Origin of the sequence: Enterobacter sp. 725m/11, from assembly GCF_011683705.1 — a bacterium.
Taxonomy (GTDB): Bacteria; Pseudomonadota; Gammaproteobacteria; order Enterobacterales; family Enterobacteriaceae; genus Enterobacter; species Enterobacter bugandensis.
Genome location: NZ_JAAQOK010000050.1, coordinates 17,227 through 31,192, shown reverse-complemented (window position 1 = coordinate 31,192; position 13,966 = coordinate 17,227). Strand labels below are relative to the sequence as shown.

Below are 13,966 nucleotides of genomic sequence, written 5' to 3'. Positions count from 1 at the left end.
TCCGTCGTCGGCAGCGTCAGATGTGTATAAGAGACAGCCGCTACGGTTGCTGCTGCGCCTACCGCCGCACCGATCACCGCATAGGCGGCACCTTCCGCCACAATGCTGGTGATGTCAGCAAAAATGCTGGAGTGAATAATCTCGTCGCCCTTACGGGCCGCGTTGTTATCGCTCATGCCTTACACATTCCGGTTGTCGTTTAGCGTCAGACTCTGCTTAAGCGCGCTCCAGCGCACCTCGTCCTCTTCAGTGAATGCTCTGAGTGCCGAGAGGGTAAAAATCATCAATACCGGTTTGCCCGGCGTCTGCACGGCCAGCTGTTTTTGCCATAGACGCTGCCCGTTGCGGTCAAAGGTGGTCTCGACTTCCAGTCCGCTAATTTTTCCATCAGGCCCGGCTTTTACGCTCCGGAATTCGCTCTGGGCAATCTCACCCATCTGAGGACGCAGCACGTCCCACTGGCGGTGAAACTCTTGTTCATAGTCGCTGCCATCGGGAATCACGCCGCGGCTGACCACCACGGACAGCCCGCTTTCGTCATCGCGAATGATGTTCATGCTGTTATCCTGCCAGGCAGCAGGAAAAAGGGAAAATGAACCTTCCTGGAGGGTGTATTTCATAAGTGAACTCGGGATGATTAATATTGAGAGAAACAAAAGAGGCCAATCAATGCTGGCCTTTTGGCTGGCTGTTTTATTTAAGCCACTGGCCTGACTGTTCGACTAAAACATGACTGCCTTTGCTGACAACCAATTTCACAGGTGCATACGTCACGGTATAAGCGATCTCGCCATTCTTGTACGTTGAGCCGATTATTTTACCTGCGGAGTCGTGTAACGTTTTACCCCTTAAGGAGATCGTACTGTTATCGCTTTTGCGCACGCCGAGATAAACCATCTCGTCACATTTGCTCTCAAAATGGCCGCATTTGTTTATCAGCGAAATGGCGAATTTATCGGTGTCCAGTTTTCTGGTTTCCGCGTTTTGAACCGAAGCGATTTTACGTAATGTATACCGCAGCGGGGCATAGTAATTTCCTTTTTGAGGAGGAGTAACTAAACGCCATTCCATTTCACGCCCCTTTATTTCCAGAACAGCCCGTCCACCTACGCCGCCAAATGATGAGTTGAACTCAACGCTGGCACGATTGCCAGCAATCGTACCACTAAGATTTTGCTCATCATCTTCCGGGCAATCTATGCGGTTTCCTCTCTGGGAGATATAGCAATAAGAGCCGGTGATCCGGTTGTCTGATTCAGCTAACCGCAGGGTTAACGTCGAGTCGTTCTTGAATTCGCCAGCCCACTCCCCTTCAAATACGAGTTTTGATTGGCCGAACGTTGCAAAATGCATCGCATTAAATCTGGCGGCCCACTGCTGAATATCGGCATGAATAACCGGGCTATTGTCAGATGACTGGTAATGAATAACGTCCGACGTCGGAACCACCCAGGCTGCAAAGATTTTGCCGTCAGGATTGATGACAAGCGCGGATGCATTCTCCTGATAGAGATCTTTTAACCAGCCCTCAACAAACAATCCACCACCTGTGGTGGTATGCGGTTCACCGAAAACATCAAAGTTATCAATAAAGGTCTGGTAATGATTTCCCAGCGTTTTCCTGAGATTGTCAGTCACTTCGCTGTCGTTAACGATGTGACTGACCGTATCGAGCTTGTTGTATTGGGATAATTCAAGCGCCGTTGACGTTTCAACGAGACCTGTCAATAAAGCGGTGAACAATATGGCTGCCAAATGTTTTTTGCTCATAAATTACTCTGAAGAGCCATTGTTGTAATTCATGGTTATTTTCAAAACGTCGCCGTCTTTCATCTCAAACGAGAGCGCTTTTTTACCCAACTCGTAGTTAATCCACTGTTCCCCCGAATCATTGTCGACCTGACCGGTACCGTATGCGCTGTTCAATTCCTCTCTCGTTGAACCCACATGGATACCACGCGGCGTTGCGAAGCCTTCGGCAGTCACCGTAATTTGAGACACGATATAATCATCAACGCTTCTTTCCGCTTTATCCCACCAGAGATTGGAACTGAATATTTCTAACCCAGCCCTTTGATGCTGGAAGAATTTATAATTAGTTCCGTCAAAAGGAACCTCACCGGTAAAACTGCCTTCCACCGGCACGTCAAATTTAAGCGCGATATTAGGAGCCCATCTGTCGCCCAGGGCGATGGACTGGTCTTTGACCTTCACGGAAAAATCCTGTTTTGTCAGAACGGGCGGCATAGTCTCTGCTAAAACCACATTGCTACTCAGACAACTAAACATCAGGGAAAAACAAAGAAATATAGGCGTGTGTTTTTTCACGTTTATCGTCACTAACTTGATGTAAATTACGCTTTTCACGAATACTGCAAACCGGCAGCGAAATACCCGTGCCGGCATGAAAACACAACACTTATTAACGATCGTAACGCGACATAACGACTCTATTTAGGCATTCCTGGTTCATTACCGGAAAACTAAATGCCCATGCAAGTCCTCTCTCATCAGCAACGGTTCGGTATCCAACTGATTGTCCTGCGGTATTCCCACGAGGAATGTTAGAAATTTTAACATCAGGGAAATGAGTTTTGACTTGTTCGAGCGTAATGCAAGGCTGTTCGATTACAAACGAGACAAGTGAAACACTATTATCTCCGTTTCCCCATAAACGAACATCTAAATCGCTGATACGTGTTCCATCAGATAATGTGAATGGAACTGACGTATAACGGTCTTTCACTTCTGGATTTTTTTGGACCAGTGGTTGATGGAAAAGTTTACTGACATCCTCGGTCTGTTTTCCCCAGACTGTTTTGAGTTCTTTAACAATATGCCATAACGAATCTTGGTTCATGTTTGTTTGTCCTGCGTAAGAAAAAGATGAAAATAGTGGGAGCAAAAAGAGGATGGTATTTTTTGTCATTCTACTTACCATAGAAACCCCCGTAATAATCGCTGTAATTGAGATCGGTACCCGAAGCTATTTCGCCTTTACCGTAGACTTTACCTATAGCTTTTGCAGCGTCAACCCGCGACAGCTCTCCACTTACCATTTTATCATAGGCTGCATTGTAAGCTTTGAGATTTTCCGGGCTTCCTGCTATATCAATATCAATACCGCCATTTCCCAGAATTTCACGCTGTATTTTGATATTATTCAAGGTTGCACCACCTTCATCCATAAGCTGGCTGTTAACGAAATTTTCTTTACTAGAATAGTCCGCTGCAACAGGATATGTTGCATGCCCTGCTTCATGAGCCAGTGTTTGTACTGTATTGGCCGTGTCTTCCATGTGTTCGGGATCCATAACGATCAGTTTATTATCCGAATCAGTATAACTTCCCCCTCCAGTCGCACCTGGTTGAATCGCCCATCCCTTGTCTTTCAAATCTTTTAGCTGAGTTTGAAGGGTCGGTGACTTGTTGATTTGTTTAACAACATCATCATTGAAAGGCATAACGTCTGAGCTATTCGGATTATTTTTATAAACATAATTCCCTTTCAAAGGCGGGGCTGTTGTTGACGCCGAAGATGGAGCAGGTTTCGATTGGCCTGCTGCAGGAGCCGCAGCGGGGGCAGGACGACTAGCGCTCTCTTGCGGTGAAAACTTCGCCTGCACCGCCGCATCAATATCCCCTTTATGCCCAGAACCCGGCGCCGTTGTGCCCGGCTTGGTTCCCGAGGTATTCAGGTGCAGCTTACCGCCCGTGGTGATATAACCATCCCCTTCCACGAAGAAGTTAAACTCTTTGCCGATCAGGTTAATCTTGCCGTTAGCGTTAAGCTCTATGGCGCTTTCACCTGAGACCAGCCGCAGCTTCGTCCCGGATGCAATAACATACTGCTCGACCGCCGCATCCAGCTTGCCTTTCCCCGTCAGGATCTCGGTGCCACCTTTCACGGCCTGCGTCTGGTTCGCTTCTACGCGATGCAGCTCATTTTTCTTCACGTAATGGCTACGCGCCCCGCCGACGCTGTGCGTTTCATCATTTTTAACGCTGGTGTCCATGTTGCGCTCGGCCTGGATCCACACCTGTTCCGCGCCCGCCTTATCCTCAAAGCGCAGGGCGTTGGCGTTGTCCACAGAGCCCCCTTTCGTGCGGCTCATAAAGCCCATCTGCGTCGCCGCAGCCGGCAGCGCCCACGGCGGCATGCTCGCGTCGTTATACACGCGGCCGGTAATAATCGGACGGTCCGGGTCGCCGTTGATAAAGTCCACCACCACCTCGTCGCCGACGCGCGGGATCTGCACCCCGCCGTAGCCCTGGCCTGCCCACGCGCTCGACACGCGAACCCAGCAGGAGCTGGTATCATCGCCCTTCGCCAGCCGGTCCCAGTGGAACTTCACCTTCACCCGGCCATATTTATCCGTCCAGATACTCTCCCCCTTCGGCCCCACCACCTTCGCCGTCTGCGGGCCGTAGGTGCGTGGCCACGTCGTGGACTGCGCCGGACGGTAAACCACCGCCGACGGAATGACCGTGAAATCGGTACGGTGTATGGTCTCCCCCTCGCCGCTGGCGTAGCGGTTCTCCTCGAAGTGGTAGCCCGCTGCCGTCACCAGATACTCCCCGTTGTCGCTGAAGAACGGCGCGTTGGTTAACGTGAAGGTGTGCCCTGGCGCTATCCCCGCCGCCGTTGCGGTGGCCTGAATCTGCTGATGCTCCACCTGCCAGCGCTCCTGACGGATACGGGCATAGAACTCCCCGTGACCTTTGTCCACAAAGCGACCCGGCCAGTCGTACACGTCGATGCTGCCCGGCTTCGGCGACGCCGGGTTCTGCTGGGCCTGGAAAAGCCACGCGTTCGGCTTGCGGAAGTCATAGTCGTCGAGGCTATAAATCCCCGGCGTCACGCTGTCCTCCAGCGCCCACTGGCTGATGCCCTCTTCATCCGTACTGCCGCCGGACGGCGTCTGGTGGTACGGGATGACCTCGTAGCCGCTGAACGGCTGGTACTGCGTGGCGGCGTCAGTCAGCACCAGGGTGTGCTTGTCTGCCTCATGGCGGAAGTGATACGCAATTCCCTCCAGCTCCATCAGGCGGCTGATGAAGTCCAGGCTCGACTCCTGATACTGCACGCAGTAGTCCCATACCCGGTAGCTGCCGGTGAGCTTATCCTCAACGTTGACCTGATGCTCGCCGAGCAGGGTTTTGACAATCTGCGGCACCGTCTGGCCCTGGAAGATACGCAGGTTACGGTCGCGCTTCATCGGCCACAGGTCCGGCTCCACCGTCAGCTGGTACACCGCATAGCGGGTGCCCGTCAGCTCAACGGCGCTCACCGCCACGCGGGTAATCTTGCCGTTAATATAGCGGGACGTCAGCAGATTCTGCGTCGGGATGGTCACCGTGACCGGCTGGCCCAGCAGCTTACTGCGGTCAATGCGCGCGTCCGTGCCGAGTACGGTCAGCGTCAGCGCAAACGACTCGGACATCGCCTCGCGGCCCGTCAGTTTCCAGAACAGAAGCCCCTCCACCGGGAGCTGAACGGTAATTCGGTTGAGCATAATCTTTATTCCATATTGCTTATGCGATTCAGGAAAGAGGTTCGCATCTGTAACTGAGCGTCATTCTACGGATTCACCAGCCAGGTGCCCGGCTTGCTGATATCCAGCGTCTGGCTGCGCGTTCTCCCGTTGCCCTGCAGTTCAATCTTCGACTCACCGGCTGGCAGCTTGAGCGAGGCATAGCCGTTGGTCGCCGGACGCAGCGCTTTTGGTTCGCCGTTCACTTTCAGCATTTCACCGTCCTGGATACGGATATAGACCAGCGCAATCGGGCTCGCGGCAGGCGGTGGCGTCTGCTGTGCCGTCGCTGGCTCGCTCACCGTCGCCGTTTCTGGCTTCACCTCTGGCGCGTTCGCGGCAGTTTCTGTCGGACGCGTCTCTGACGGAGCCTGGGCAGCCTGCTCAGGCGCATCATTCCCACCGCTGAACAGCATCGCCCCGGCGACAACGCCCACCAGCACGCCCGCGGCAACCATGCCCGGGATCTTATAGCGACGCCAGTCGAGCACCGAAGCTGGCTTCTCTTCCTCAACCGGAACCAGCATGGTGCCGGTCTTTTTGGCGGTGAGCACGTCGTTGATCCCGGCGACCGGCATCTCAATCAGCGCCGCGAATTCGTCGATAGACTGCGGACGGTCCTCCATGTGCAGCGCCAGCGCGCGGTCGATGGCCTGCAGCAGCGGGATGGAGTAGCCCTGCGGCATGATTTCCACCAGCGGCTTACAGGTGTCCTGGATGGAGCGCACCACGCTGACCGGCGGCGGAGAACCCACAATCAGGGTACGCAGCACCGCGCCGAGGGCGTAAATATCCGTCCACGGCCCCTGCTCGCTCTCGTTGTCGTCGGTGTACTGCTCAATCGGCGCAAAGCCGGGGCGCAGCATGGTTTCCGTTTCGTCGGAAAGGTTGCCGATGGTGCGGCGCGCGGAGCCGAAATCGAGCAACACCGGCAGGCCGTTATCCTGGATCTGAATATTATCCAGCGAGATGTCGCGGTGCAGATAGCCTTCGTCGTGGATGGTCTTGATCGCGCCGAACAGCATCGGCAGCGTGCGGCGGATCCAGGCCTCGTTGATCAGCTCCGGTTTTTCTTCGCGCAGGCGTGAAAGCGTGGTGCCGCTGTAAAACAGCGTCCCCATGTAAGCCGTGTCGTTTTGCACCCAGAAACGCAGGACGTGCAGCAGGTTCGGGTGGTTAAAACGCGCCAGCAGACGCGCTTCCTGAATAAAGCTGTTCAGGCCCGCGGAAAATGCTTTGCCAAAGCGCTCGCTGCGCAGCACCAGGGTCATGTCGTCGCCGCGTACGGCGAGCGAGGAAGGCATAAATTCTTTGATAGCGATAGTGCGTTCGAGCTGGTGATCCCACGCGCGATAGACAATGCCAAAACCGCCGCCGCCGATCACCTCTTTGATTTCAAACTCGTTGAAGCGGTACCCGACCGGGAGCGCGTTTGGGACAGTCCGATTGTTATCATTATCCGTCATCTTTTACAGTTCTCTTGATGATTATTACGCGGCAAACTGACAGTGAAACTCGCCCTGCTCGCAGGTGACATGCAGGCGTCGGTACTGCTCGTCGCTGCGGCTGGCGGTAAGTAAGATCTGGCTCATCTGAGGCAGCAGGGTGTTAGTCAGAATAGCATCCACCATGCGGCCACCGGACTCCACCTCGGTGCAGCGCTGAACAATCTGTTCCACCACGCTGTCGTCAAACTCAGAAATAATGCTGTGATTCTCTTCCAGACGACGCTGAATGCGCTTGAGCTGCAGGCGCACAATCTGCCCGAGCATCTCGTCGCTGAGCGGGTAGTACGGCACCACCAGCAGGCGGCCCAGCAGCGCCGGCGGGAATACTTCCAGCAGAGGCTGGCGCAGCGCGCCGCTTAACGCGTCAGGCTCCGGCATCAGCTCCGGATCGGCGCACATGGCGCTTATCAGCTCGGTGCCCACGTTGGACGTCAGAATGATAATGGTGTTACGGAAATCAATGTGGCGCCCCTCGCCGTCCTCCATCCAGCCTTTGTCGAAGACCTGGAAGAAGATCTCATGGACGTCCGGGTGCGCTTTTTCAATTTCGTCCAGCAGCACCACGCTGTAGGGGCGACGGCGCACGGCCTCGGTTAACACGCCGCCTTCACCATACCCTACGTATCCCGGAGGCGCACCTTTTAAGGTGGAAACGGTGTGCGCTTCCTGGAACTCGCTCATGTTGATGGTGATGACGTTCTGCTCGCCGCCGTACAGGGATTCCGCCAGCGCCAGCGCGGTTTCAGTTTTCCCGACGCCGGACGGACCGCACAGCATAAAGACGCCCACCGGTTTGTTCGGATCGTCGAGCTTCGCCCGCGAGGTTTTCACGCGGCGGGCAATGAGATCCAGCCCGTGACGCTGGCCGATAACGCGCTGGTTCAGCGTATCGGCAAGATTCAGCACCGCGTCAATCTCGTTTTTCACCATCCGGCCCAGCGGGATCCCGGTCCAGTCAGAGACGACTGCGGCGACCACGTTTTCATCTACCGCCGCAAAAAGCAGCGGCTCGTCACCCTGTAAGGCGTTCAGCGCCTGCTGCTGCTCCGCCAGCTGGCTGCGCAGCTCGGCGGTCTCTTCCTCGCCCGCCGCAAACAGCGCGGCGCGCAGGCGGATGATCTCCTGCACCAGACCGCGCTCGTCTTCCCAGCGCCGGGCCAGAGCTTCGCGTTTTGTTTTATACGCGTCGCGCTCTGTGATTAATGCCGTTACGCGCTCTGCGTCACCGGCGCCGACGCGCGCTTCGCGTTCAGCAATTTCAATTTCCACGTCCAGCGCGGCAAGATGGCGCAGGCAGTCTTCCAGCTGCGCAGGGGGCGCGCTCTGGCTGACGGCCACGCGGGCGCAGGCGGTGTCGAGCAGCGCAACGGCTTTGTCCGGCAGCTGGCGCGCCGGGATATAGCGATGGGACAGCTTCACCGCCGCGCTGACCGCTTCGTCGAGCAGCAGGACCTGGTGGTGCGTCTCCAGCGGCGACACGGTGCTGCGCAGCATCAGAATGGCTTTCGCTTCGTCCGGCTCGTGAACCTGTACGGTCTGGAAACGACGGGTAAGCGCCGGGTCTTTCTCAATGTACTTTTTGTATTCCGCCCAGGTGGTGGCACCGATGGTGCGCAGCTGACCGCGCGCCAGGGCCGGCTTCAGCAGGTTCGCCGCATCGCCGGTTCCCTGCTGGCCGCCTGCACCAATCAGAGTGTGGATCTCATCGATAAACAGAATAATCGGCGTGGCGCTGGACTGGACTTCATTAATGAGCGCCTGCAGACGGGCTTCAAACTCGCCTTTCATGCCCGCGCCTGCCTGCAGCATGCCGATATCCAGCAGCCACAGCTGAATATTTTGCAGCGGCTCCGGCACGTCGCCGTCGGCGATACGCAGCGCCAGCCCTTCAACGACTGCGGTTTTGCCGACCCCGGCCTCCCCGGTCAGCAGCGGGTTGTTCTGGCGGCGGCGCATCAGGATATCCACCATCTGGCGGATCTCCTCGTCGCGCCCGACAACCGGGTCAATCTTCCCGTCGCGGGCCCGGGCGGTCAGGTCCTGGCCGTACTGGGCCAGCGTTCCCTGCGCCGCCGGGACCGCACCCGCCGGTGCATCGACGGCGGCAGCGGCCTGCTGCGTCTCTTTGCTGTTGGCGCAAATAGCGTCGAACTGCTCGATCAGCACTTCGACGTTAAGACGGGTGAACTGCGACGAGATGCTTTTCAGCACGTTGGCCAGATTCCAGGTCTTGAGGATGCCAATCAGCAAATGGCCGCCGCGAATGCGGCTGACGCCAAACTTCAGCGAGCCGAATACCCAGGCGCGCTCCACGGCGCTGTCGATATGTTCGGAGAGATCGGAAACGGAACTTGCGCCGCGCGGCAGAGCGTCCAGCGCCGCCACGATATCGCGCGTTAGCTGCTGTTCGTCGAGGGCAAAGTGGCGGATGACCTGCTGCAGATCGCCATCCTGCTGCTGCATCAGCTGATGCAGCCAGTGCACCAGCTCAACGTAGGGGTTGCCGCGCAGCTTGCAGAAGGCAGTCGCGCTTTCCAGAGAGGTAAATAACAGCGTATCCAGTTTGCCGAAAAGCACGGCACGGCTAATTTCTGACATGTTCGGTTCCGTTGATAACAATGCGTTAGAAAAATTTATCGCTCTGCGCGATACACCAGATCGCCACGCGGGACAGGCTGCGGCTGATGCCCCAGCCAGGTGTTAAAGCCTAATCGCCCATCGCTGCCGAGCGTGGTGCCCTGCACCGCGTCTTCACGCAGGATCACCCGTGTTTCCCATTCAAACTCAATTCCCGCGTACTGGCGCACCCAGTCGCGCAGCTCGGTGACCCACGCTTCGCCCGGCAGAAAGCGGTTGTACTCCTCCGCACTCAGCGGGCCAATCTCGATACGAAACTTATGCTGCACGTCGCGGACGGCGACGCCGAGAAAAGCGGACTCCCCCATGCGCGGCATGCGGCGTCCTGCTCCCAGCTGCGCCTGCTCGCGGGTGGAGAGCGGCATCCACTGCGGCACGTTGCTCACCAGCTTGACCGGCGCTTTAAAATAGCTGCGCAGGATCTTCTCCAGCCCTTCCGGATCCCGCCCGTGGCGGGTCAGGTGCCCGGCGTGGGTAAAGCGGGCATGGGCGCTCAGGCTGCCCTTGTTCATCTGACCCGGCTGTCCCATGCCGATCAGCGACGCCAGGTAGCCCTCAAAGCGCTTATTGTCGGCGCGATCGAGGGAAACGGCAGGCTGCGCATCCGCCCAGGCGCGGTAAAACAGCAGCGCAAGACGATGATGGAACAGATCGGCAAACGCGCTGAGGCTGGTGTCCTGATGATGATAAATCCGCTCGCGGGCGTACTCGGTCATATGCACCGGCAGCGGGCCGTTCGGGCCAAACAGGCCAAAGCTGAGGATCGACACCTCATGCAGCCCGCTTTCCTCACGCTGTCGTACCTGGGCCAGCGTCGACGGCGCAAAGCTCATTGAGGGCTGCTGACCAATGCGCAGCGGCTCAAATTTCGGCAGCGGCGCGCGGCCCAGCGGGTAACGCTCGCCACCCTGGGCATCAATGCGCCTTAACAGCTGAAACAGATCGTAGCGCCAGGGCGTCTCGCGGACCCCGTGCCAGAACGTATCCGGCAGCTTCGTCAGGCGATGCACGCGCAGCGGTGCGGTGGCAGCGTCACTCATACCAGCGCCCTTTTACCCATGCGCGGTGCCCAGTAGCCTATCTCGCCGCGCTGCTGACTCTTCAGGGTGAACTCGGTGAAGCTGTTGATGGAGACCAGACGGGCAAAAAGGCGCTCCATCACGCTGCCGAAAAGCCACGGGCTGGCGCCGGAAAACGCCCGCTCGTCCACCGTCAGGGTGATGCCAATTCCGCGGGCGAAAACGACCGGGCCGGGTTCAGGCACGCGGCGGTGTACCGGCTCCAGCACACAATGGCGAACCCCCTCCACCTGACGCGCAACCGGCGTTTCGGCCAGGTTGGCATACAGACCTAACAGCTGGCGCAGCGCCGCTGCCCCCTCTTCATTTTCGCTGTCCATCAGGCTGAGGTAGTTCATCTGCAGCTGGCTGATGAGCCGCCAGGTGCTGAACCCTTCCGCCAGCGCCGGACGCGGCGGCGTCGGGCCTTTGCGCAGGGTTAACCCCTTCACCGGCATGGAGTCGGCCATAATGAACTGCCCGAGCTCCTGCTGGAGCATCAGCGGCAGGTCGCGGCTGGTACAGAGCACCTCGGCAGAGATGTAGCGCAGGTTTTCCTGCCACGGGGCATGCTGTTCATCCACCAGCGAGACAAAGACCTCCGAGCCGATATAGCCGGTACGGGTGCCGTAGCGCAGGGCGTGTTCGGAGAGCACGCGCTGTTCCCGGCGCAGGGAAAAATAGGCCCCGTAGTTGCCCGCGTCGCCGCTCCAGGTGCTCCAGAACGGACGAAACGTCTGGTCGTCGCGCTGGCCGTCGGCGCTGCCAAAAATTTTATTTACCGCATAAATTTCGTAGTCCAGCGGGCGGATGTTATCGACCACCAGATGGTATTCATGCTGGCCTTCATTCAGCTTCTGCCGGGCCGCCACTTTCGGGAACAGGTTGATGACCGGCGTGCAGTGCAGCGCCAGATGGCTGGCGTCGACCACGCGCTCCAGCTGTTCATCCGACTTATCCAGCAGAATGAAGATATCGAAGGCTTTTTCGTTTTCGCAGCGCTGGATTAGCGTGCTCAGACCGCTCAGGCTGATAAAGCGGAAGCGGGCCGGAAACGCAAAATACTCCTGCAGCAGACGGTAGCCGTCAAAGTTGCGCAGATCGTCCGGGAGGAGCGCCTGGTCCGGCGCAAAGCCCTCCTGACGCAGCGCATCCGTTGCCAGCAGCTGTCGCTGCGGCTGCGGGCTGACCGTCTGGCAGACGATCCCGGCGTGGTGCTCCATCACCAGCTCCAGCAGCTTCAGCGCCTCAATGTCCGGGCCGCTGAGGAAAAACTCCAGCCGGTCAAAATTCAGGTGCCCAAGGTTTTGCGGGCCGTCGCAGGCAATGCGGATCCGCAAGGCGCTGTTGATCCCCCGCTGGCTTAAGCCGAGCTGCGCCAGCGGCAGGTCAGCGGGCACGCCGCCGAGCTCCACTTTGTCGATTTTCAGCGGCAGCAGATTAACCTCGTGCGCGGTGGTATAGCTGCAGGTTACGCCGGTTTTTTTCAGCGCCAGGCTGTCCATCATGGTGCCGCGCGGCACAATAAAGCCGTTGCTCAGATCGCCGCGGCTGCTGTCGGGCTCAATTTCCGCAATCGCCATGGAAGGGGTGGGCGCGAGGTACTTCGGCGCGATCATCTCCAGCAGACGCTGGGAGAAGCGCGGAAACTCCGCGTCCATTTTCATCTGCACGCGGGAGGTCAGAAACGCGAAACCTTCCATCAGGCGTTCGGTGTACGGGTCCGCCACTTCGATGCCGCGCATGCCCAGCCGCCCGGCGACCTTCGGATAGCGTTCGGCAAACTCGGCCCCCATTTCGCGCAGGTAGGCCAGCTCACGGTTGTAATATTCGAGCAGTTTACTTTCCATGATTACCCCGCATCTTTCAGTTCAAAATGGCCGTTTTCCAGATCGACATCGGTACGAAACAGAAACTCCAGCGGGTACGGCACACACCATAAGCGCCCTTTAATCTCAATGGATAGCACGTTATGCAGATCCAGCGAGGAGGTATCCGACACGCAGCGGACCTGCAGCCCCTGCGGCAAAATGCGCGGTTCAAAATTGATGATGGCCTCGGTGAGCTTGCGCTGAATATCGTGCCATTCGATATCCGACATTCTCTTCCCGGCCAGCGGCGCGACGCCGAAGTTAACCACTGAGCGGCTCACGTGCGGTAGCGCGCTTAAATCCCCGGAGGCATCGTGGTTGATGGTGTTAAACAGCCACTGCAGATCCCGCAGCACGTTACGACGCAGCGCGGCGTGGGTGATCAGGTTGCTGTTGGCCGGCTCGCGTTTTTTTTCCGGGTCGTTATCGGTGAGGCGATCGAGCAGCGAAGGCTGCATTTTGTCGCGCGCCCCCACCTTCTCCTGCCTGCTGCGGGCTTGCCAGCCGCTGCGCAGCAGATCGCCTTCGCCAGCGGGATTACTCATCGGCTCCATCCGTCGCAAACGACACGAGGCTTAACGACAGCAACGGGCTTTCGCTTTGCTCGCTGAGCCAGGCTTTCTGGCCCATCCCTTCGTACAGGGTGCCGTCCTCATCGAGCGGCTGCCACTCGGTAGTGCGGCCCAGTTTGATCGCATCCGACGCATCGGCAGCAAACGGGTAACGCGCCGGGATCTGACATACCTGCTCCGTACCGTCGGTCAGGCGCACCAGCGCGTGACGCCAGACCAGATCGGTCACGCTGGCAGGCGCCTGGAAACGGATCTCGGCGATAGCGTTAAACGGCAGCCAGAAATAGCGGCCGTTCACGATGGTTTCGCACACCGGGCCGAGACGGGCATCGCCGTCCATCAGCCAGTCAAACGCCTGAGCCTCATCATTTTCGAGGGTGATGTGACCGGGAGTGGCCTGCGCCTGGTCAAGCGCTTCAAGGCGCAGCGACCGGGCACGCTCGCCCTCCTCGCGGAGCGCCGCGGCCAGGGTGGTCAGCCACGGCCACTGAGTTTCAGGCATGGCCGGACGCGCCTGCCCCGCCATCACCTGTGCGCGCTGCAGCTCGCCCTGAATGGACTGCTCCAGCAGCGTGACGGTGGGTTTCGCCTGCGGCTTCAGCGCCAGCCAGCTTTTCAGCTGGGTCAGCGCGCGCGTCCCGTTGCCGCTGAGGATTAAAAACTGCACGAACGCGGCGCGGAGGTCTGCATCTGCCGGACGGGCTTTGATCTCCGCTTCAAGACGCGCCAGCGCGTCGTTGAGCGTTTCACCCGCCAGGTGTTGATAGAGCGTATTCATAGCCATTC

General features: G+C 57.9%; 11 protein-coding genes. All 11 read right to left on the bottom strand.

Annotated features, from left to right (window positions below; all coding sequences use genetic code 11):
• Positions 1-179: 179 nt before the first annotated feature.
• Entirely contained in the window at positions 180-620 is a 441-nt protein-coding gene (locus HBA26_RS18685; RefSeq protein WP_047366812.1) for a DcrB-related protein, read from the bottom strand.
• A gap of 73 nt (positions 621-693) precedes the next feature.
• A complete protein-coding gene (locus HBA26_RS18680; protein WP_126346161.1) occupies positions 694-1,770 on the bottom strand; it encodes a hypothetical protein in 1,077 nt (358 codons plus the stop codon).
• A 3-nt stretch (positions 1,771-1,773) separates the two neighbouring features.
• On the bottom strand, positions 1,774-2,214 hold the full coding sequence (locus HBA26_RS18675) for a hypothetical protein (RefSeq protein WP_241235469.1): 441 nt from the start codon (positions 2,212-2,214) through the stop codon (positions 1,774-1,776).
• A gap of 208 nt (positions 2,215-2,422) precedes the next feature.
• Positions 2,423-2,929 carry a hypothetical protein gene (locus HBA26_RS18670; RefSeq protein ID WP_223825968.1) on the bottom strand — a complete coding sequence of 169 codons (507 nt, stop codon included), beginning with the start codon at positions 2,927-2,929 and terminating at the stop codon, positions 2,423-2,425.
• Position 2,930: 1 nt separating this feature from the next.
• The gene (gene tssI / locus HBA26_RS18665; RefSeq protein WP_166720977.1) at positions 2,931-5,516 is read right to left on the bottom strand and encodes a type VI secretion system tip protein VgrG; all 2,586 of its coding nucleotides are present in this window, start codon (positions 5,514-5,516) and stop codon (positions 2,931-2,933) included.
• Positions 5,517-5,581: 65 nt separating this feature from the next.
• Positions 5,582-7,000 carry a serine/threonine-protein kinase gene (locus tag HBA26_RS18660; RefSeq protein ID WP_126345738.1) on the bottom strand — a complete coding sequence of 473 codons (1,419 nt, stop codon included), beginning with the start codon at positions 6,998-7,000 and terminating at the stop codon, positions 5,582-5,584.
• Positions 7,001-7,024: 24 nt separating this feature from the next.
• On the bottom strand, positions 7,025-9,640 hold the full coding sequence (tssH, locus tag HBA26_RS18655) for a type VI secretion system ATPase TssH (protein WP_063154424.1): 2,616 nt from the start codon (positions 9,638-9,640) through the stop codon (positions 7,025-7,027).
• A 35-nt stretch (positions 9,641-9,675) separates the two neighbouring features.
• On the bottom strand, positions 9,676-10,719 hold the full coding sequence (tssG, locus tag HBA26_RS18650; RefSeq protein ID WP_063154426.1) for a type VI secretion system baseplate subunit TssG: 1,044 nt from the start codon (positions 10,717-10,719) through the stop codon (positions 9,676-9,678).
• A complete protein-coding gene (tssF, locus tag HBA26_RS18645) occupies positions 10,716-12,587 on the bottom strand; it encodes a type VI secretion system baseplate subunit TssF (RefSeq protein WP_048960687.1) in 1,872 nt (623 codons plus the stop codon). Before tssF ends, tssG begins: the two co-directional genes overlap by 4 nt.
• 2 nt (positions 12,588-12,589) lie before the next feature.
• Positions 12,590-13,153, bottom strand: a complete 564-nt coding sequence (gene tssE, locus HBA26_RS18640; RefSeq protein WP_028013485.1) for a type VI secretion system baseplate subunit TssE — start codon at positions 13,151-13,153, stop codon at positions 12,590-12,592.
• A complete protein-coding gene (locus HBA26_RS18635; protein WP_041909547.1) occupies positions 13,146-13,958 on the bottom strand; it encodes a type VI secretion system accessory protein TagJ in 813 nt (270 codons plus the stop codon). Before HBA26_RS18635 ends, tssE begins: the two co-directional genes overlap by 8 nt.
• Positions 13,959-13,966: the final 8 nt, after the last annotated feature.

What these genes read in the sequence shown, in the direction of transcription:
- HBA26_RS18685 (WP_047366812.1), bottom strand. Translation starts at nt 620, where the DNA reads ATGAAATACACCCTCCAGGAAGGTTCATTTTCCCTTTTTCCTGCTGCC.
- HBA26_RS18680 (WP_126346161.1), bottom strand. Translation starts at nt 1,770, where the DNA reads ATGAGCAAAAAACATTTGGCAGCCATATTGTTCACCGCTTTATTGACA.
- HBA26_RS18670 (WP_223825968.1), bottom strand. Translation starts at nt 2,929, where the DNA reads ATGACAAAAAATACCATCCTCTTTTTGCTCCCACTATTTTCATCTTTT.
- tssI (WP_166720977.1), bottom strand. Translation starts at nt 5,516, where the DNA reads ATGCTCAACCGAATTACCGTTCAGCTCCCGGTGGAGGGGCTTCTGTTC.
- HBA26_RS18660 (WP_126345738.1), bottom strand. Translation starts at nt 7,000, where the DNA reads ATGACGGATAATGATAACAATCGGACTGTCCCAAACGCGCTCCCGGTC.
- tssH (WP_063154424.1), bottom strand. Translation starts at nt 9,640, where the DNA reads ATGTCAGAAATTAGCCGTGCCGTGCTTTTCGGCAAACTGGATACGCTG.
- tssG (WP_063154426.1), bottom strand. Translation starts at nt 10,719, where the DNA reads ATGAGTGACGCTGCCACCGCACCGCTGCGCGTGCATCGCCTGACGAAG.
- tssF (WP_048960687.1), bottom strand. Translation starts at nt 12,587, where the DNA reads ATGGAAAGTAAACTGCTCGAATATTACAACCGTGAGCTGGCCTACCTG.
- tssE (WP_028013485.1), bottom strand. Translation starts at nt 13,153, where the DNA reads ATGAGTAATCCCGCTGGCGAAGGCGATCTGCTGCGCAGCGGCTGGCAA.
- HBA26_RS18635 (WP_041909547.1), bottom strand. Translation starts at nt 13,958, where the DNA reads ATGAATACGCTCTATCAACACCTGGCGGGTGAAACGCTCAACGACGCG.